We start from the raw sequence: 18,221 nt of genomic DNA, 5'->3' as shown, positions 1-18,221 counted from the left end.
GCTGCTTCTCGACGGCGCGCTCCGAGCCGGCGTGGGTCGCTTCCTGGATGCGGCGCTGCAGATCCGCGAGCTTGCCCGCGGTGGTGTGGATGTCGGGGTGTTGCAGCTCTTCCGGCTCGGACATCGGGGTGCGGCTCCCTGCCTGCTCAAAGGGGACGTGGGAATGAGGTGCTCAGAAGGGGGGCTTGCTACTCATCCGTAGCGTAGTGGCGGGCCTACCGATCGGCAGTGCGGCGTTTACCACACCTAGGCTGGGTTGCATGACGCCGCGAGATGCAGCAGACGCGAACGACAACCGGTGGTCCGACCTGGACCGTCCGCCACTGAACGGGGCCGCCCTGCGACGGGCACTTGTCGCGCCGGACGACACCCTCTGGTGCGACGTCGAGGTGGTGCAGCGCACCGGGTCGACCAACACCGATCTGGTCGGCATCGTCAACAGCGAACGGGGAGCCGACGAAGGCGCCGTCCTCGTCGCCGAGGAACAGAACGCCGGGCGCGGCCGTCTCGACCGCCAGTGGACGGCACCGGCCCGCTCCGGCCTGTTCTTCTCCGTCGTCCTGAAGCCCACCGGCGTTCCCGTCCAGCGCTGGGGCTGGCTGCCGCTGCTCTCCGGGGTCGCCGTCGCGACGGCGCTCTCGCGCTCCGCCGGGGTCGACACGGCACTCAAGTGGCCCAACGACCTGCTGGTCACCGTGGACGGCGAGGAACGCAAGGCCGGCGGCATCCTCGCCGAGCGCGCGGGCACCGACGCGGTCGTGGTCGGCATCGGCATCAATGTCTCGCTGCGCGCCGACGAGCTGCCCGTGCCGGGCGCCGGATCCCTGGCGCTGGCGGGCGCGACGACCACGGACCGCGACACCGTGCTGCGGGCCGTACTGCGCTCCCTTGAGCAGTGGTACGGGCGGTGGCGCGACGCGGCGGGCGATCCCGCCGCCTCCGGCCTCCAGGCCACCTACGCGGCCGGGTGCGCGACGCTCGGGCGCACGGTCCGGGCCGAGCTGCCCGGAGGCCGGTCGATCGTCGGGGAGGCGGTGGCCGTGGACGGCGACGGTCGGCTCGTCATCGCGACGGAGGACGGCGTGCAGGAACCGGTGGGGGCCGGGGACGTGGTGCATCTGCGAGCGGTGTGAGGGGACGGGGCAGGTCCGCGAGTGGTGTGAGGGGGACGGGGCAGGTCCGCGAGTGGCGTGTCGGGTTCGGGCAGGTCCGCGAGTGGTGTGAGGGGACAGGCCGCGAGTGGTGTGTCGGGTTGGTGTGGAGCGGTGTGGCGGGCCGGCCCCGGAGCGGTGGAAAGGGATCGCTCGGGACGGTGCGACCGCACGGGGCGGCCGGTGGCGTGAGCCCTCGGCACCGTCTCCGACCTCGGTCCCGCCATCGGGAGTGAGCCAGCGCACACCTGCCGTAGAGTTGAGCGCGGTCGATACCTGACCACGGCAGATCGGAAGGGCAGCAGGAGTGACCGTCGACGACACCGGCTCCGGAACGGGCGCCCACCCGGCCCCCGACGGCGAGCCGGGCCGTACCGCCGGGCCGGTCACGGACGCGACACCCGCACGGGCCGCCGCGGACGGCGACGCCCGGCAGGACGCCCGTCCCGACGCCGGGACCGGCACCCGCCCGGAGGACCGCTTGGATCACCGCCCGGAGGACCGCTCGGACGCGGGAACCGGCATCCGCAGGGACGACCAGTTCGACGTGGGGAGCGACATCCGCAGGGACGACCGCAGGAGCGACCGGACCGACGCCCGCCCGGACGTCCGGCCCGACGCGCGGCACGAGGCGAACGGCCGGGTGGACTCCGAGGCCGAGCCGGACTCCGGCGAGGACCCGCTCGCGCTGCGCCTTGAGGGGCTCATCCTCGGTGCCGAGCGGCGCTACACCCCGTTCCAGGCGGCCCGCAGCGCGGGCGTCTCCATGGAGCTGGCCTCCCGCTTCTGGCGGGCGATGGGCTTCGCCGACATCGGTCAGGCCAAGGCGCTGACCGAGGCGGACGTACTCGCGCTGCGCCGCCTGGCCGGTCTCGTCGAGGCGGGCCTGCTGAGCGAGGCCATGGCCGTCCAGGTCGCCCGGTCCACCGGGCAGACCACCGCCCGTCTGGCCGAATGGCAGATCGATTCCTTTCTGGAGGGTCTGACCGAGCCCCCGGAACCGGGGATGACGCGCACCGAGGTCACGTACCCCCTGATCGAGCTGCTCCTGCCCGAACTGGAGGAGTTCCTCGTCTACGTCTGGCGCCGCCAGCTCGCCGCCGCCACCGGCCGGGTCGTGCAGGCGGCGGACGACGAGGAGATGGTCGACCGCCGGCTCGCCGTCGGCTTCGCGGACCTGGTCGGCTTCACCCGGCTGACGCGCCGCATGGAGGAGGAGGAGCTCGGCGAACTCGTCGAGGCCTTCGAGACCACCGCGGCGGACCTGGTGGCGGCCCACGGGGGCCGGCTCATCAAGACACTGGGCGACGAGGTGCTCTACTCCGCGGACGACGCCGGTGTGGCCGCCGAGATCGCGCTGCGGCTCATCGAGACGATGGCGAACGACGAGACGATGCCGGAGCTGCGCGTCGGCATCGCCTTCGGCACGGTGACCACCCGGATGGGCGACGTGTTCGGTACGACCGTGAACCTGGCGAGCCGCCTCACGTCGATAGCGCCACGCGACGCCGTCCTGGTCGACGGCGCCTTCGCGGAGGAACTGACCCGCACCGGTGACGCTCCCGCCTCCGAGGCGGAGGCCGCCGAGGCCGCGGCCGCGGCGGAGAAGGAGGGCGAGGAACCCCCCTCGTACCGCTTCGCGCTCCAGCCGATGTGGCAGCGGCCCGTGCGTGGACTCGGCGTCATCGAACCGTGGCTGCTGGCGCGCCGGGCCGCCGACGAGACGTAGCCCTTCTCGTCAGCCGAGCCAAGGCGAGCAGAGCCGAGCCGATCCGGCCCGAGTTGTGTGTTGCCGTTGCCGTTGCCGTTGCCGTTGCCGTCGGCGGCGTCGGTACGCACGCGCCGACCCGGTGCCCGGCTCGTCCGGTCATCCGTCGTGGCCGGGTGACAGCAACCCGTTCACACAGATTCCGACGATCGGCACGCACACGTTCGGCGGCTGGTGCGGCGGCGCCGGTGCGGGGGTGGTCGGGGACGGGGACGGGGTCGGCGTGTGTCGCGGGGCCGCGGTGGTGGGGGAGGCCGTAGGCGTCGATCGTGTCGGCGGTGGTGTCGTCACGGGGGCCGTCGGGATGCCGGTGCTGTCCGGTGCGGTGGTGACGGGGGCCCCGTCGCGGGCCGCCGGGGTCCCGCCAGGGGCCGTCGGGACCGACGCCGGGACCGACGCCGGGGTCCGGCTCGCCTCCGAGGTGGGCGCCGGGCTCGTCCCGCCCATCGCCGCGCTCGCCGGGGCGGCCCCGGGGTGCGTGGGCGAGGGCATGGCCTCGGCGGTGGGGCCGGCGTCGCCCGCCGCGTCGGTGTCCGTGGCCGTCGCGACCGGCTCCGCCTCCGCGTTCCCCCCACCCCCGGTCACCGACTCCGGTGTCATCCGGACGAGGCTCAGCACTCCCGCGGCGAGGGCGAGTCCTCCCACGGTGACGAGCACCCGGCGCGGCCGGGGTCGGCGGTGGCGGCCCCGGACGGCACGGAGCCGGACTGGCGCGGGGTCGGTGTCGCCGGGTGCGACCGCGGCGCCGCGGCCGCCGCCCGACCGCGGCGCCGGAACGATCCCTCGCCCCTGACCAGCACCATCCGCCCCGACCTCCACGCCCTGACCGACTACCGCAGCCCCGGCTCCCGCCCGGTGAGTGCCTGCCGCGGTCCCGGCCTCCGGCCTTTGAATGCCTGTCGCGGTCCGGGTTCCCGCCCTGCGAGAGTCTGTTCCGGCCCTGGCCAGCGGCCACTGAGCGCCGGCCTCCGCCGTGGCCTCCGGCCTCTGAGCGCCTGCTGTGGCGGCGGTCCCGCGTGTTCGCGTGGCCGTCGCGGCCCCGGCCGTCGGCACCCTGGGTGCGGTGGCCCAGACTTTCGAGGCCCTGACCGGCATGGCCCCGTTCTGCGCGGAGCCGTCCTGCACGGAGCCGTCCGCTCCGGAACCGGGCTTCGTGACTCCTGGCGCCGCAGCCCGGGTGTCCGGGGCGCTGATCTCAGCGACGCCGACGCCGACGCCGACGCGGACGTCCGTCGCCCCGGCCTTCTCGTCGCCGGGTGCGGGTGCGGGTGCGGGTCGGGTCGCCGTGGCCCGTGCGCCGATGCCGTCGCCCACCATCGCGGGGCCGATGGTCGTGTGCCGGGTCTTCCCGGCGTCGGCGGCAGTGGCCGGCGCGGGTTGCGTTGCCGTTGTCGCTGCGCCGCCACCAGGCGTCACGGCGTCGGCTGCCGTGCCTTCCGCGCTGGTGGCGTTCGGGGTGTCGGCTGCCGTGTTCCCGGTGCTGCCCGGGGCGGTCGTCGTCCCTGCGTCGGTGCGGCCCGTCTCCGCGGCTCCGGCCGTCGTGGCCCCCGCCGCGGGTACGTCGTTCCCCGTAGCGGTGGCCCCGGTGGCGCCCGTCCGCGCGGCGCCCGTCCTCGCGGTGGACGCGTTCAGGGCGCCGAACGCGGTGGCGCTGAGCGGCTTGGGGGCGGACATCGCACTGCTGAGCGGCGTGACGCGGATCCAGGTGTTCGCCGGCGGGGCTCCGGGCGTGGTGGGGCCGCCCGCTGAGGGCCCGGCAGTCGTGGAGCCGGACCGCTGGGGGCCCACTGTCGTGGACAGCGGCGCCACCGAACCCGACGGTGCCGCTGTACCGGTCGGTGGCGGGCAGCCCGGCGAGGCGTCGGGCGCGGTGGCCTCGGACGACCTCGGGGCCGGTGGTCTCGTGAGTGCGGTTCGCGGGCCCGGCCGGGTGCTGGTGGCCTGCGGTGTTTCGCGGTTCGTCATGGTCGTCCCTCCCCGGTGTGCCGGTGTCCCGAATGCGCTGCGGCGGTGCGCAGGTTATGCGCGGTATAGGGGCAGGCAAACGGAGTTGGGCGGGATGTCACTCGAACGAGGAAGTCGAGAAGGCTCGGCGCGAGGGGGCGGGTTTCGCCGGACGGTCTCGGCTGCGATGATCGGGGCGTCGATTGTTAACCCGCGTTAACCGGGAGGGTGTCATGGCGGAGCAAGGGGCGGACCAGGGGACGGAGTCGGGCGAGCGGAGGTTCGGGGAGTTCGTGGCCGTACGGCGGCACGGGTACGTCGCCGAGCTCGTCCTCGACCGGCCCAAGGCCATGAACGCCGTGTCGACGGACATGGCGCGTTCGATCGCCGGGGCCTGCGACGCTCTCGCCGCCGACCGGGACGTGCGCGTCGTCGTGCTCACCTCCACCCACGAGCGAGCCTTCTGCGTGGGCGCCGACCTGAAGGAGCGCAACTCCTTCACGGATGCCGAGCTGGTGCGCCAGCGGCCGGTCGCGCGAGCCGCGTACACCGGTGTGCTGGAGCTGCCGATGCCGACCGTCGCCGCCGTGCACGGCTTCGCGCTGGGCGGCGGGTTCGAGCTGGCGCTGTCCTGCGACCTGATCGTGGCCGACCGTACGGCGGTCGTCGGACTGCCCGAGGTGTCCGTCGGCGTGATCCCCGGAGGCGGCGGTACGCAGCTGCTGCCGCGCCGCGTCGGTGCCGCGCGCGCGGCTGAGCTCATCTTCTCGGCGCGGCGCCTGGAGGCGGCCGAGGCGCGGGAGTCGGGGCTGGTGGACGAGCTGGTGGAGGCGGGGCGGGACAGAGTCGAGGCCCTCGCGCTGGCGGCCCGTATCGCCGCCAACTCCCCGGTCGGGCTCCGCGCCGCCAAGCGCGCCCTGCGTCTCGGTCACGGACTCGACCTGCGCGCGGGTCTGGAGGTCGAGGACGCGGCCTGGCGGTCCGTCGCCTTCTCCGGGGACCGGGCGGAAGGGGTCGCCGCGTTCAACGAGAAGCGCAAGCCGGAGTGGCCGGGACAGTAGCCCCTCCCTGATCAGCCCCTCCCTGATCCGCCGCTCTCCGATTCGTTCCTGGGTTCGGTCCGCGGTGCGGTCCATGGCCTGTTCGCCGGTTCGGTTCACGGTTCGGTTCACGGTGCGGTCCATGGTCCGTTCCCTGGTTCGGCCCTCACGGCCCGGACCCCTGTTCGCCCTACTAATGTCCCAAATGTAAGCGAATATCCCTAGCCTGGGGTGATGGGTGAGGACAGTCGGCTGAGGGCCGTGGTGACGCTGGCGCAGGGGATGGCGGCGGCGCACACCCCGCGGGAGTCGTGGCGGGCCGCGGCGCTCGGCGCGTGTCACGCGCTGGCCGGGAGCTTCGCCGCGCTCTCCGTGTGGGAGCGCGAACTCGGGCGGCTGCGGGTGCTCGCCAACGTGGGCGAGCGCGCCCCGGACGAGGACGAGTTCCCCGACGGGGAGGCCTACCCCGTGCACCAGTTCCCGGAGATCACCGAGTTCCTGCACGAGCGGTGGGCGGGCGGCGGCGGGCCCAACGCCTGGGTCGAGACCGCCGACGGCCCGGCGGCCGGTCCCGCCGGGTACTGCCATCAGCGTGTCGCCGCGCTGCGCAGGCGCGGGCGCGGCTGCTGTGTCGTGGCTCCGATCCTGCTGCACGGACGGGCCTGGGGTGAGCTCTACGTGGCCCGTCCGGCCGGCGGCCCCGTCTTCGGCCGGGCCGACGCCGACTTCGCGACCGTCCTCGCCTCCGTCGTCGCCGCCGGGATCGCCCAGACCGAGCGCCTGGAAGAGGCCCGGCGCCTCGCCTACACCGACGCCCTCACCGGACTCGCCAACCGTCGTGCCGTGGACGTACGTCTCGACGAGGCCGTCGAGCGGCACAAGGAGGACGGGTCCGTCGTCAGCCTCGTCGTCTGTGACCTGAACGGGCTCAAGCGCGTCAACGACACCCGGGGACACGCCGTCGGCGACCGGCTCCTCGAAAGGTTCGGGTCGGTGCTCTCGCTGTGCGGGGCCATGCTCCCGGGCACCCTCGCCGCGCGGCTGGGCGGCGACGAGTTCTGTCTGCTGGCGGTGGGCCCGCCGGCGGACGACGTGGTCCGCATCGCCGACGAACTCTGCCGCCGCGCGGCCGAGTTGGAGCTGGGGGACGGTGTGGCGTGCGGGGTCGCCTCGACCGAGGACCCGATCGGCCCCGTACGGTCGGCGCGCCGGTTGTTCCGCCTGGCGGACGCGGCCCAGTACCGCGCGAAGGCCGTCCGGGCCGCGAAGCCCGTGGTCGCGGGGCGCGAGGGCCCCGACGATCCCGTCGTACGCCTCGCGGACGCGCCGTCGCCCACGGTGGGTGAACGCCGACGGTTCCGCGGGCGGCACGACCGGCCCCGTACGTGATGACGACATGAGCGGACTCGCTGGTGATGGGACCCCGCACGTCACGCGCGGTGGGCGTCCGCTGTGACGTGTGCCGGGGTAAGGGGTCAACGGGCCACCCGCTAGTGACATCATCGAATTCACTGCGTACGCTCCTGAATATGGATATGCACACTGTGGTGGTGGGGACGTCCGGAGTGACCGCGTCCGACGTTCTCGCCGTGGCGCGCGACGGCGCCCGGATCGAGCTCTCCGGTGAGGCGGTGGCGGCCCTCGCCGCGGCCCGCGAGATCGTGGACGCGCTGGCCGCGAAGCCGGAGCCCGTCTACGGCGTCTCCACCGGCTTCGGCGCCCTGGCGAGCCGGCACATCAGCCCGGAACTGCGCGCCCAGCTGCAGCGGAACATCGTCCGCTCGCACGCCGCCGGTATGGGCCCGCGCGTCGAGCGCGAGGTCGTCCGCGCTCTGATGTTCCTGCGGCTCAAGACCGTCTGCTCCGGGCACACCGGTGTGCGGCCCGAGGTCGCGCAGACCATGGCGGACATCCTGAACGCCCGCATCACCCCGGTCGTCCACGAGTACGGCTCGCTCGGCTGCTCCGGCGACCTGGCACCGCTGTCCCACTGCGCCCTGACCCTGATGGGCGAGGGGGACGCCGAGGGCCCCGACGGAGTCGTGCGGCCCGCGGGCGAGCTGCTCGCCGAGGCCGGGATCGCCCCCGTCGAGCTGCGCGAGAAGGAGGGCCTCGCCCTCCTCAACGGCACCGACGGCATGCTCGGCATGCTGGTCATGGCCCTCGCCGACCTGGAGATGCTGTACAAGTCGGCCGACGTCAGTGCCGCGCTCTCCCTTGAGGCGCTGCTCGGGACGGACAAGGTCCTCGCCCCTGAGCTGCACGCGATCCGCCCGCACCCCGGCCAGGGTGCCAGCGCCGCCAACATGCTGGCCGTGCTGAAGGGTTCGGAGCTCACCGGCCACCACCAGGACGGCGCCCCGCGCGTCCAGGACGCCTACTCCGTGCGCTGCGCCCCGCAGGTCGCCGGCGCCGGCCGGGACACCCTCGCGCACGCCCGTACCGTCGCCGAGCGCGAGCTGGCCTCCGCCGTCGACAACCCGGTCGTGCTGCCCGACGGCCGGGTGGAGTCGAACGGCAACTTCCACGGTGCCCCGGTCGCCTACGTCCTCGACTTCCTCGCCATCGCGGCGGCCGACCTCGGCTCCATCGCCGAGCGCCGTACCGACCGGCTGCTCGACAAGAACCGTTCGCACGGCCTGCCGCCGTTCCTCGCGGACGACGCCGGTGTCGACTCGGGCCTGATGATCGCCCAGTACACGCAGGCCGCGCTGGTCAGCGAGATGAAGCGGCTGGCCGTACCGGCGTCCGCGGACTCCATCCCCTCCTCCGCCATGCAGGAGGACCACGTCTCCATGGGCTGGTCGGCCGCGCGCAAGCTGCGCACCTCGGTGGACAACCTGACCCGCATCGTGGCGATCGAGCTGTACGCCGCCACTCGCGCGATCGAACTGCGCGAGGGTCTGGCCCCGGCCCCGGCGTCGCGGGCGGTCATCGACGCCGTCCGCGCGGCCGGTGTCCAGGGCCCCGGCCCCGACCGCTTCCTCGCCCCCGACCTGGCGGCGGCGGACGCGTTCGTGCGAGCCGGCGGCGTGGTGGCCGCGGTGGAGCCGGTCACCGGCCCGCTCGCCTAGGACCCATAGGGCCCATAGGGCCCATAGGACCTGTAGGACCCGTAGGGCATGCAGGTCCTATGGGGCATGCAGGTCCTGTAGCGCCCTGTAAGGCATGCGGTACCTGCGCAAATGGTGTTCCGTCGTACGTGGGCCGGGTGTGTCCCGGCCCACGTAATCTCACCTCGCACCCTCGCCTCAGCGTGTGCTACTGTCTCATTGATACGTTTTTGGTACCCATTTACTTTGTGCGCCTGATCGGAATCCTCCGCAGGCGCGTTTTGTTTTACCGGCATCTCCGGCATTACCCGGTGCATCTCCGGATGGGGGCCCAACTACCTGTTCAGGAGAACAACATGGCTACTGGCACCGTGAAGTGGTTCAACTCGGAAAAGGGCTTCGGCTTCATCGAGCAGGACGGCGGCGGCCCCGACGTCTTCGCCCACTACTCGAACATCGCCAGCTCCGGCTTCCGTGAGCTCGTCGAGGGCCAGAAGGTCTCCTTCGAGGTCACGCAGGGCCAGAAGGGCCTGCAGGCGGAGAACATCCTCCCCGCCTAGTTCGAGGCGCGCTTTTCCAGAGCCGGGTCCCGCCCCTTCGGGTGCGGGTCCCGGCTCAGCGCTGTGACAGCTCATGCAGTCGGTGAGCGCTGTGTGTGCAGTCCGTGGGGCCCAGGAAGGAAATCCAGATCCAGCATGACTCGATCCGAACATCCCGTCCGTAAGCGGCCGGCAAACGCACGCGCCGCGCAGACCGGCGGCTCCGCGAAGAACGCGGGCCGGGGCGCCGGCCGCGGTGGCGCCCGCAAGGTCGCTCCGCCGCAGGAGTTCTCCCTGCCCGAGACCGTCACACCGGCGCTGCCCGCCGTCGAGTCCTTCGACGCGCTGGACATGCCGGCCGCTCTGACGAAGACCCTCGCGGCCCAGGGTGTCACCGATCCCTTCCCGATCCAGGGCGCCACGCTGCCCAACTCCCTCGCCGGGCGCGATGTGCTCGGCCGGGGACGCACCGGTTCCGGCAAGACGCTCGCCTTCGGGCTCGCTCTCCTCGCCCGCACCGCCGGCCGCCGTGCCGAGCCGAGGAACCCGCTCGCGCTCGTCCTGGTCCCCACGCGCGAACTCGCCCAGCAGGTCGACGACGCGATCACGCCGTACGCCACCGCCGTCAACCTGCGCGTGGCCACGGCCGTCGGCGGGATGTCGATCGGCCGCCAGGCCGGCACGCTGCGCCGCGGTGTCGAGGTGCTCGTGGCCACTCCCGGACGGCTCAAGGACCTCATCGAGCGGGGCGACTGCGCCCTCGGCCAGGTCGCGATCACCGTGCTGGACGAGGCCGACCAGATGGCCGACATGGGCTTCATGCCGCAGGTCACCGCGCTGCTCAAGCAGGTCGAGCCGGGCGGCCAGCGGCTGCTCTTCTCGGCCACGCTCGACAAGAACATCGACCGGCTCGTCAAGATGTTCCTCACCGACCCCGTGGTGCACTCCGTGGACCCGTCCGCGGGCGCGGTGACGACCATGGAGCACCACGTGCTGCACGTCGCCGACGAGACGGACAAGAAGGCGGTCGCGCTGCGGATCGCGGCCCGCGACGGCCGGGTGATCCTCTTCGTCGACACCAAGCGCGGCGCCGACCGCTTCACCAAGCGGCTGCTCGCCAGCGGTGTCCGGGCCTCCGCGCTGCACGGCGGGCGCAGCCAGCCGCAGCGCAACCGCACCCTCGACCAGTTCAAGACCGGTCAGGTCACCGCGCTCGTCGCCACCAACGTGGCGGCCCGCGGGATCCACATCGACGACCTCGACCTCGTGGTCAACGTCGACCCGCCGACCGACCACAAGGACTACCTCCACCGCGGCGGCCGTACCGCCCGCGCCGGAGAGTCCGGCAGCGTCGTCACCCTGGTGCTCCCCGAGCAGAAGCGTGAGATGACCCGGCTGATGGCGGACGCCGGCATCACGCCGCGCACCGCCCGCGTCAAGTCCAGCGACGAGGAACTCGCCCGCCTCACCGGCGCCCGCGAGCCCTCCGGCATCCCGGTGGTGATCGAGGTCCCGCAGCAGGCCGAACAGCCGAAGCAGCGGCCCAAGGCGCGGCGTGCGCCCACCGGGGGCGGGGCCAGGCGGCCGTCGGTCGCCGGCGGCGGCACCGCCGGGCGCACGGGCGCCGGATCGGACGGCCAGGGCGGCCGGCAGCGCGGCGGACGTCCGGCCACGGGTGGAGCCACGGGTGGCGCGGCCACCGGGCGCCGCTCCGGCACCGGCACAGCGGCCGCGGGCCGTCGTACGGAGGCGGGCGGCAGTGCCGGCCGTCGTACGGAATCCGGCGGCGCCGCGGGCCGTCGTACGGACGCCGGTGGCAGCGCCGGGCGTCGTACGGAGGCCGGTGGCGGTGCGGGTGCCGGTCGCTCCGGCGGCCGTGGGCGTGCTCCGCAGCGTGGTGGTCAGAACGGCGGCCAGGGCGGTGGCGGCCGCAGGGCCGCCTGACCCGATCGGATCCCTCCGGCTTCGCCGCGGCCCCGTGCCCCCTTCGGGGCTCGGGGCCGCGGCATGTGCGGTCTCGACCGCGACGCGTCGCGGAGCGCCGTTCGCCGGTCAGCGAGTGCCGTTCGCCGCTCGCGCATCGCTGCTCGTCGGGCTCGTACCCGCGCGGCATGTGCGCATGTGCGGGTGTGCCGACCGGTCGCGGCGGATGAACTGCCCTTCGCGGCAGCGGAACCGTCCGCCGCCGTGGGTGGGCGCTCCGTCGTGCGGCGGGGGTGGGCGCCGTGCTGCGGGGGTTCAGACGTCGCCGAGGAAACCCGGGTCCACGCCGTCCAGCTTGAGGGCGAAGTCCCGGTGCAGGCTGAGGAGTTCGGCCAGCGGCACCGCGCGGCGACTCGTCGACATGAGGTCGCGCCGTGCCTCCGCCGACCACAGGAACGGCATAACGGACAGTCCCTGCGTGCCCGTCAGCGCCCCGGACTCCGCGCGCCAGCCGGGCCAGCGCAGGGTGTCGTAGAACTGGTCCGTGCCCTCGGTGAGGAGCCACTGGAGCCATGCCCCGTGGCCCACTTCGAGGGCCTCCCACTTCAGTGAGTCCGGCGCGAAGTACACGACCTCACCGGGATGCCCGGGACGCCCCACGGACTCGTGGTCGGCGCCGTTGAGGGCGAACACCCCGCCCAGTACGTCGTGGCCGACGACCAGTCCGCCGTCCCGCGGGCGCCAGTCCGGGTCGAACCGCTCGGGGAATCCGTTGACCTCGGCCAGCGAGGGAAGGTCCGTCGAGCCTCCGCGCAGCTGCGCGGACAGGTCCTCGGCCGGACTGCCGTAGATCCGCAGCCAGCCGCTGTCCAGCACCACACCACCGCAGTTGAGCACCATCCCGCCCAGCCAGGACCTTGCGGTGATCTGTAGTTGGTGCAGGCTCGCGCGGCCCAGATCGGGGTCCACCGGAGGTATTTCCATGGACACCCCGCTGGCGGCGAGCGCCTTGGACAGCAGCGGCCAGGCCGGTTCCTCGACGTCGGTCAGCTCGCTCAGCTTTCGCATGGCTTCCCTGTGGGTTGTCCGGAGCGCGGTCGATGTGCTCAGTAGGCAATCATGCGCTCACGGCGCACGGAGTACGTCACGAATCCGGCACCCAGGCAGAGGAAGAGCGTGCCGCCGACGAGATACGGCGTCGTGTCCACGGCGCCCGTGTCGGCGAGACGGGTCCCGTCGCCGCCGGGCAGCGTCCGCGGCCCGGTGTCCGACTCCGTGGACATCCGTGCCGGGGCCGTGCCGGTCGGTGCGGACGTCGGCGCCGTCGCGCTCGGAGTGGGTATTTCCTGGGTCGCGTTGGCGGACGGGACGAACCACAGGGCACCCAGGAGGGTCCCCGCTGCGGTGGCGGTCAGCAACGATCGACGTGCGGCGGACACGAAATATCGATCCCCTTGTGGCGCTTGCGAATTGGCCGTGTGGGGCGATGCTAATGAAAGGCGCGGGTCGTGGGAAAGTCGCGCATCCGACGGGCCGTACGCTCCCTCTCATGAGTACCCCTGAGACATCACAGTTTGTCCGGCTTCGTGTCGAACTCGTGCTGGAGATCGACGACGCCGACGCCGTCGCCAAGGCCGCGCTGCGCCGGATCGCTGACGACGCGGACATGCCGGCCGATGAACGGTCGCACGCCGAGGGCGCGGTGACGGAAGACACGGCCGAGGCCCTCGCCTATCTCGTCGACCCGTTCGACCTGGTCAGCGAGGTGCCCGGGATCGAACTCGCCCAGGCGTCCTGGAGCAGTGAGCCCGTTGACTACGATCCCGATTCGCCGGATTGGGACATCGACGAGGATGATGCCGACGAGGGCGACGAGGAAGACGTGCGCGGCTGACGCGGTTCGGGGAAATTGCGACCCCGGTCGGCAACCGCCGTCCGGGGTTTCCTCGTCTCCGGAGACGCACCGGTCACCTCCGCACCACTTCAGTGGTTTCGGCCCACGTGTCCGCACGCGGCGAAAGTGGCGTGGACCACACTTCCGCGAGAAGTGGAACGGGGCGAACCGGTTGCGGCGTTGAGTGTACTTACGGGGGCTCTCCCGTGGTCCTTTCGGGATTCGGCAACGATGGAGAAGCGTGTGATGACGGACAGTAAGCGGCGCAAGGGTCTGATGACCGCGTCCGCACTGCTCGGCGGGGTGCTGGTGCTCTCTGCGTGCGGCGGAGGCGGAGACAAGGCCGGTGCCTCGGACGGCGGCGACCCCACGTCGCAGGCCAAGGTCGACGAGGCGGCAGCCAAGAAGACCTCCGAGGCTCTGATCACGATCACGCCCAAGGACGGCTCCGACAACGCCTCGATCAACAACGGCACGGCGGTCACGGTCAGCAAGGGCTCGCTCACGTCCGTCACGATGAAGACGGCCACCGGCACCGCCGTGGCCGGTCAGATATCGGCGGACAAGAAGAGCTGGAAGCCCCTCAACCGGCTGGAACGCGCCACCACGTACAAGATCGCCGCCGTGGCCGCCGACTCCGCGGGCCGCACGGCCAACGAGAACGCGTCGTTCACCACGGTCTCCCCGGCCAACAGCTTCATCGGCAACTTCACGCCGGAGGACGGTTCCACGGTCGGTGTCGGCATGCCGGTCTCGATCAACTTCAACAAGGCGATCACCAACAAGGCCGCGGTGCAGAAGGGGATCACCGTCTCCTCCAGCAGCGGCCAGGAGGTCGTCGGGCACTGGTTCAACGCCAACCGCCTGGACTTCCGCCCCGAGAACTACTGGACGGGCGGCTCCACCGTCACCCTCAAGCTGAACCTGGACGGTGTCCAGGGCGCGAGCGGTGTCTACGGCGTGCAGCAGAAGACGGTCACCTTCAAGATCGGCCGTAACCAGGTCTCCATCGTCGACGCCCAGACCAAGACGATGAAGGTCACCCAGGACGGCAAGGTCGTCAAGACCATCCCGATCTCCGCGGGTGCTCCGGACCACACGACGTACCAGGGCCAGATGGTGATCTCCGAGAAGTTCAAGGAGACCCGGATGGACGGCTCGACGGTCGGCTTCAAGAAGAACGACGGCAAGGGCGAGTACGACATCAAGGACGTGCCGCACGCGATGCGTCTGTCGAACTCCGGCACCTTCATCCACGGCAACTACTGGGGCGCGAAGTCCGTCTTCGGCTCCGTCAACACCAGCCACGGCTGTGTCGGCCTGTCCGACACCAAGGGCGCGGGCGACCCCAACACCCCGGCCGCGTGGTTCTTCAACAACTCGCTCATCGGTGACGTCGTGGTCGTCAAGAACACCGGCGACAAGGCCATCGCCCCGGACAACGGCCTCAACGGCTGGAACCTGGACTGGGCGGCCTGGAAGGCCGGTTCGGCCGTCTGAGGCCGAGGCAGTACCTGACGCCGATGCGGCGGCGGCCCCCACGGGCCGCCGCCGCATCGGCGTTTCTCAAAGATTTCTGGGCCCGGCCACAGCCTTCTCATGCTTCTCTTATTTCGGCCTTATGCCTTCATCACGCGCCGTACCTAGCTTGCGGCCATGTTCTTCACCTACCTGAGGCGCGAACTGCGCCGCCGCAGAAAGGCGGCCCTCGTCGTCGCCTCCGGGCTCGCCCTGGGCATAGCCCTGGTCATCGTGGTCAGCTCGGTGTCCTCGGGCATGCAGACGGCCCAGAGCAAGGTCCTCCAGTCGTTGTACGGGCTGGGGACCGACATGACCGTCACCAAGGCCGCGGCGCCGGCCACCAGCACCAGCCAGCGCCCGCGCTTCAACTTCGACGCGAACGACAACGGTTCCGACAAGGAGCAGAGCAGCGACCGCGTCCTGGTCCAGGGATTCCAGACCCTGGCCTCCTCCACCGTCGCCAAGGTCGACTCCCAGAAGGGCGTCGCGGACTCCGTCGGCGGCCTGAGCCTCCAAGTCATCCGGATCAACGGCCAGTTCACCCGCGGCCAGTTCCAGCAGAACCCCAACAGCGGTGGCGGACAGCGCGGTCGGGGCGGTGCCCAGCCCTCGCCGCAGGGCACCGTCAAGGGCGGCGGCGCCGACTTCGACGTCAACAACTACTCGGTCTACGGCACCGACGTCACCAAGCCCGCTCTGGGCCCGCTGACTTCGTCGAAGATCACCAGCGGTCGTACGTTCAAGACCTCCGAGACGAACGCCAAGGTCGTCGTCGCGGACACGTCGTACGCCAAGGAGAAGAAGCTCAAGCTCGGTGGCACCGTCACCATCAAGAGCGTCAAGTACAAGATCGTCGGCATCGCGACGCCCGACAGCGGTGACGCGGCGGCCAACCTCTACATCCCGCTCCAGCAGGCGCAGACGCTCAGCGACTCCAAGAACAAGGTCACCACGATCTACGTCAAGGCGTCGGACTCGCAGCAGATCTCCGGCGTCAAGAGCACCATCCAGAAGAACATCTCGGGCACGACGGTCACCACCTCCGCCGACCTCGCGAGCACCGTCTCCGGCTCCCTCTCCACGGCCTCCGACCTCGCCTCGAACGTGGGCAAGTGGCTGTCGATCGCGGTGCTCGTGGCCGCGTTCCTGGTCGCCGGTCTGCTCACCTCCTCCGCGGTCTCCCGCCGGGTGCGCGAGTTCGGCACCCTCAAGGCGCTCGGCTGGACGTCGAGCCGGGTGACCCGCCAGGTGGTCGGCGAGGCCATCGTCAACGGCCTGGTCGGCGGCGCCCTCGGTATCGCGCTCGGCCTCGCCGGCGCCTACGTCGTCACCGAGATCAGCCCCAACCTCCAGGCGCAGCTGGGGAACACGGGCGGTGGCCGGGGCGGCGGCTTCGGCGGCGGTGGCGGTGGTGGCTTCGGCGGCCCGGGGCGGCAGACCGCCTCCAAGGCCCTCGACGTGGCACTCACCGCGCCCGTGAGCGTCGACATCATCGCCGTCGCGGTCGCCCTGGCCGTCACCGGCGGTCTGGTCGCCGGCGCCTTCGGCGGCTGGCGCGCCTCCAGGCTGCGTCCCGCGGACGCCCTGCGCCGCGTCGAATAAGCCCCGCCCCTTACGTACTTACGTATCCCAGGAGTTGCACCATGTACGAACTCAGAGGCGTCACCAAGCGCTACCAGCGGGGCAAGGAAACGATCAACGCGCTCGACGGAGTCGACCTGACGATCGCGGACGGCGACCGGCTCGTCATCCAGGGCCCCACCGGCGGCGGCAAGTCCACCCTCCTCCAGATGCTGGGCGGGCTCGACCGTCCCACCCTGGGCAGTGTCGAACTCGACGGTACCGACATGGCGAAGCTGTCCGAGGGAAGACTCACCAAGGTCCGCAGCGAGAACATCGGCTTCGTCTTCCAGAGCTTCAACCTGATCCCCACGCTCACCGCCCAGGAGAACGTGGAGACCGCGCTCGTGCCCCTCCGTGTGAAGGCGAAGGAACGGCGCGCACGGGCCGCCGCCGCCCTGGAGTCCGTGGGGCTCGCCGAGCGGCTCGGCCATCTGCCCGCCGAACTGTCGGGCGGTCAGCAGCAGCGCGTGGCGATCGCCCGTGCCCTGGTCAAGCAGCCCAAGGTGCTGCTCGCCGACGAGCCCACCGGAAACCTCGACGAGTCCATGCGCGACGAGATCATGGACGTACTCGAAGCCATGTGGAAGGAGCACGGGCTCACCTTCATCATGGTCACGCACGACTCCTCGATCGCGAAGAAGGCCCCGCGGGTCGCGACGATCCGCAAGGGAAAGATCACCGTCAAGGAGAACGCGGGCGCGTAGCGGGGACGGGCCGACCGCCTCGGTCCCCCGGTACACGGCGGGGGAAGTGAGCCCGCAGCGAACGGGCCACCGGAAAGAAGGCTTCCGGTGGCCCGTTCGTGTTTGTGTGGGCACATGACCGTTTCGACAGTCGAATACATCCGGTACCGGATTCCCGAGCAGCAGTCGGCCGAGTTCCTGGCCGCCTACACCCGGGCCGCCGTCCAGCTCGCCGCGGCCCCGCAGTGCGTCGACTACGAACTCGCTCGCTGCGAGGAGGACTTCGAGCACTTCATCCTGAGGATCACCTGGACCTCGACCGAGGACCACGTCGAGGGCTTCCGCAGCTCCGAGCTCTTCCCCGACTTCCTCGCCGCGATCCGCCCCTACATCGGCAGCATCGAGGAGATGCGCCACTACAAGCCGACGTCGGTGCGGGGCCGGGGGGCCTCAGTGCCCACGCTCTACGCCTGGGCGGGCGGCGCCGAGGCCTTCACCCGTCTCACCGAGGCGTTCTACGACAAGGTCCTCAAGGACGATCTCCTCGCGCCCGTGTTCGCGGACCTCGCCCCCGAGCACGCCGCTCATGTCGCCCTCTGGCTCGGCGAGGTCTTCGGCGGCCCGCCGGCGTACTCCGAGACCCAGGGCGGTCACGGCCACATGGTCGCCAAACACCTGGGCAAGGGCATCACGGAGGTCCAGCGCCGCCGCTGGGTCAACCTGCTCCAGGACGCCGCCGACGACGCGGGCCTGCCCACCGACGCCGAGTTCCGCTCCGCCTTCCTCGCGTACACCGAGTGGGGCACGCGGCTGGCCGTGTACTACTCCGGCCCGGACGCGACGCCGCCGGCGGAGCAGCCGGTACCGAAGTGGAACTGGGGAGCCGCGCCGCCTTACCAGCCGTGAGCCGGAGGCGTGAAGCCTGAGCTGTGAGCTGTGAGCTGTGAGCTGTGAGCTGTGAGCTGTGAGGCGTGAGCTGTGAGGCGTGAGGCGTGAGGCGTGAGGCGTGAGGCGTGAGGCGTGAGGCGTGAGGCGTGAGGCGTGAGGCGTGAGGCGTGAGGCGTGAGGCGTGAGGCGTGAGG

At 71.7% G+C, this 18,221-nt stretch carries 15 protein-coding genes; 12 read left to right on the top strand and 3 right to left on the bottom strand.

The window, feature by feature from the left end; translation table 11 throughout:
* Positions 1 to 260 precede the first annotated feature (260 nt).
* Both ACFYW8_RS15815 and ACFYW8_RS15810 read left to right on the top strand, forming a co-directional pair.
* On the top strand, positions 261 to 1,133 hold the full coding sequence (locus tag ACFYW8_RS15815) for a biotin--[acetyl-CoA-carboxylase] ligase (protein ID WP_365877763.1): 873 nt from the start codon (positions 261 to 263) through the stop codon (positions 1,131 to 1,133).
* A gap of 661 nt (positions 1,134 to 1,794) precedes the next feature.
* On the top strand, positions 1,795 to 2,880 hold the full coding sequence (locus ACFYW8_RS15810; RefSeq protein WP_365878005.1) for an adenylate/guanylate cyclase domain-containing protein: 1,086 nt from the start codon (positions 1,795 to 1,797) through the stop codon (positions 2,878 to 2,880).
* A 138-nt stretch (positions 2,881 to 3,018) separates the two neighbouring features.
* Here the strand turns inward: ACFYW8_RS15810 and ACFYW8_RS15805 are convergent, their stop codons facing one another.
* Entirely contained in the window at positions 3,019 to 4,884 is a 1,866-nt protein-coding gene (locus tag ACFYW8_RS15805; protein WP_389073947.1) for a hypothetical protein, read from the bottom strand.
* A 212-nt stretch (positions 4,885 to 5,096) separates the two neighbouring features.
* Between ACFYW8_RS15805 and ACFYW8_RS15800 the strand changes: the two genes are divergently transcribed.
* The 5 genes from ACFYW8_RS15800 (at position 5,097) to ACFYW8_RS15780 (ending at position 11,439) form a co-directional block, all read left to right on the top strand.
* Positions 5,097 to 5,924, top strand: coding sequence for an enoyl-CoA hydratase-related protein (locus tag ACFYW8_RS15800; protein WP_365877769.1), 828 nt, complete (start codon positions 5,097 to 5,099; stop codon positions 5,922 to 5,924).
* Between the two features lie 213 nt (positions 5,925 to 6,137).
* Entirely contained in the window at positions 6,138 to 7,292 is a 1,155-nt protein-coding gene (locus ACFYW8_RS15795; protein WP_389073943.1) for a diguanylate cyclase domain-containing protein, read from the top strand.
* 146 nt (positions 7,293 to 7,438) lie between these two features.
* Entirely contained in the window at positions 7,439 to 8,977 is a 1,539-nt protein-coding gene (gene hutH, locus ACFYW8_RS15790) for a histidine ammonia-lyase (protein WP_389074040.1), read from the top strand.
* A gap of 335 nt (positions 8,978 to 9,312) precedes the next feature.
* A complete protein-coding gene (locus tag ACFYW8_RS15785) occupies positions 9,313 to 9,516 on the top strand; it encodes a cold-shock protein (protein ID WP_261702157.1) in 204 nt (67 codons plus the stop codon).
* Positions 9,517 to 9,651: 135 nt separating this feature from the next.
* Positions 9,652 to 11,439 (top strand): DEAD/DEAH box helicase, encoded by a 1,788-nt coding sequence (locus tag ACFYW8_RS15780; protein WP_389073935.1) that lies wholly within the window; start codon positions 9,652 to 9,654, stop codon positions 11,437 to 11,439.
* 294 nt (positions 11,440 to 11,733) lie between these two features.
* Here the strand turns inward: ACFYW8_RS15780 and ACFYW8_RS15775 are convergent, their stop codons facing one another.
* Together ACFYW8_RS15775 and ACFYW8_RS15770 are read right to left on the bottom strand one after the other, a co-directional pair.
* Positions 11,734 to 12,486, bottom strand: a complete 753-nt coding sequence (locus ACFYW8_RS15775; RefSeq protein WP_389073931.1) for a DUF2625 family protein — start codon at positions 12,484 to 12,486, stop codon at positions 11,734 to 11,736.
* A 38-nt stretch (positions 12,487 to 12,524) separates the two neighbouring features.
* Positions 12,525 to 12,857: a hypothetical protein gene (locus ACFYW8_RS15770; RefSeq protein WP_389073922.1), complete on the bottom strand. Its 333-nt coding sequence runs from the start codon at positions 12,855 to 12,857 to the stop codon at positions 12,525 to 12,527.
* Positions 12,858 to 13,015: 158 nt separating this feature from the next.
* On the opposite strand from ACFYW8_RS15770, the gene ACFYW8_RS15765 reads away from it, so the two are divergent.
* The 5 genes from ACFYW8_RS15765 to ACFYW8_RS15745 all read left to right on the top strand — a co-directional run bounded on the left by ACFYW8_RS15765 (position 13,016) and on the right by ACFYW8_RS15745 (position 18,045).
* Positions 13,016 to 13,312 carry a hypothetical protein gene (locus ACFYW8_RS15765; protein WP_389073917.1) on the top strand — a complete coding sequence of 99 codons (297 nt, stop codon included), beginning with the start codon at positions 13,016 to 13,018 and terminating at the stop codon, positions 13,310 to 13,312.
* Positions 13,313 to 13,558: 246 nt separating this feature from the next.
* Complete coding sequence (locus ACFYW8_RS15760; protein ID WP_389073911.1) at positions 13,559 to 14,812, top strand: Ig-like domain-containing protein; 1,254 nt, start codon at positions 13,559 to 13,561, stop codon at positions 14,810 to 14,812.
* A gap of 156 nt (positions 14,813 to 14,968) precedes the next feature.
* Positions 14,969 to 16,435 (top strand): ABC transporter permease, encoded by a 1,467-nt coding sequence (locus tag ACFYW8_RS15755; RefSeq protein WP_389073908.1) that lies wholly within the window; start codon positions 14,969 to 14,971, stop codon positions 16,433 to 16,435.
* Positions 16,436 to 16,476: 41 nt separating this feature from the next.
* Complete coding sequence (locus tag ACFYW8_RS15750) at positions 16,477 to 17,160, top strand: ABC transporter ATP-binding protein (protein ID WP_365877787.1); 684 nt, start codon at positions 16,477 to 16,479, stop codon at positions 17,158 to 17,160.
* 114 nt (positions 17,161 to 17,274) lie between these two features.
* Positions 17,275 to 18,045 carry a group II truncated hemoglobin gene (locus ACFYW8_RS15745; protein ID WP_389073903.1) on the top strand — a complete coding sequence of 257 codons (771 nt, stop codon included), beginning with the start codon at positions 17,275 to 17,277 and terminating at the stop codon, positions 18,043 to 18,045.
* The last annotated feature ends 176 nt before the right edge of the window (positions 18,046 to 18,221 follow it).

Source organism: Streptomyces sp. NPDC002742, assembly GCF_042888885.1.
GTDB lineage: Bacteria > Actinomycetota > Actinomycetes > Streptomycetales > Streptomycetaceae > Streptomyces.
This window is presented reverse-complemented; position numbering and strand designations above follow the sequence as displayed.

Excerpts from the sequence above, each read along its gene's own strand:
- ACFYW8_RS15755 (WP_389073908.1), top strand. The coding sequence starts at position 14,969 with ATGTTCTTCACCTACCTGAGGCGCGAACTGCGCCGCCGCAGAAAGGCG.
- ACFYW8_RS15750 (WP_365877787.1), top strand. The coding sequence starts at position 16,477 with ATGTACGAACTCAGAGGCGTCACCAAGCGCTACCAGCGGGGCAAGGAA.
- ACFYW8_RS15800 (WP_365877769.1), top strand. The coding sequence starts at position 5,097 with ATGGCGGAGCAAGGGGCGGACCAGGGGACGGAGTCGGGCGAGCGGAGG.
- ACFYW8_RS15785 (WP_261702157.1), top strand. The coding sequence starts at position 9,313 with ATGGCTACTGGCACCGTGAAGTGGTTCAACTCGGAAAAGGGCTTCGGC.
- ACFYW8_RS15815 (WP_365877763.1), top strand. The coding sequence starts at position 261 with ATGACGCCGCGAGATGCAGCAGACGCGAACGACAACCGGTGGTCCGAC.
- hutH (WP_389074040.1), top strand. The coding sequence starts at position 7,439 with ATGCACACTGTGGTGGTGGGGACGTCCGGAGTGACCGCGTCCGACGTT.
- ACFYW8_RS15775 (WP_389073931.1), bottom strand. The coding sequence starts at position 12,486 with ATGCGAAAGCTGAGCGAGCTGACCGACGTCGAGGAACCGGCCTGGCCG.
- ACFYW8_RS15780 (WP_389073935.1), top strand. The coding sequence starts at position 9,652 with ATGACTCGATCCGAACATCCCGTCCGTAAGCGGCCGGCAAACGCACGC.
- ACFYW8_RS15745 (WP_389073903.1), top strand. The coding sequence starts at position 17,275 with ATGACCGTTTCGACAGTCGAATACATCCGGTACCGGATTCCCGAGCAG.
- ACFYW8_RS15795 (WP_389073943.1), top strand. The coding sequence starts at position 6,138 with ATGGGTGAGGACAGTCGGCTGAGGGCCGTGGTGACGCTGGCGCAGGGG.
- ACFYW8_RS15805 (WP_389073947.1), bottom strand. The coding sequence starts at position 4,884 with ATGACGAACCGCGAAACACCGCAGGCCACCAGCACCCGGCCGGGCCCG.
- ACFYW8_RS15760 (WP_389073911.1), top strand. The coding sequence starts at position 13,559 with ATGACGGACAGTAAGCGGCGCAAGGGTCTGATGACCGCGTCCGCACTG.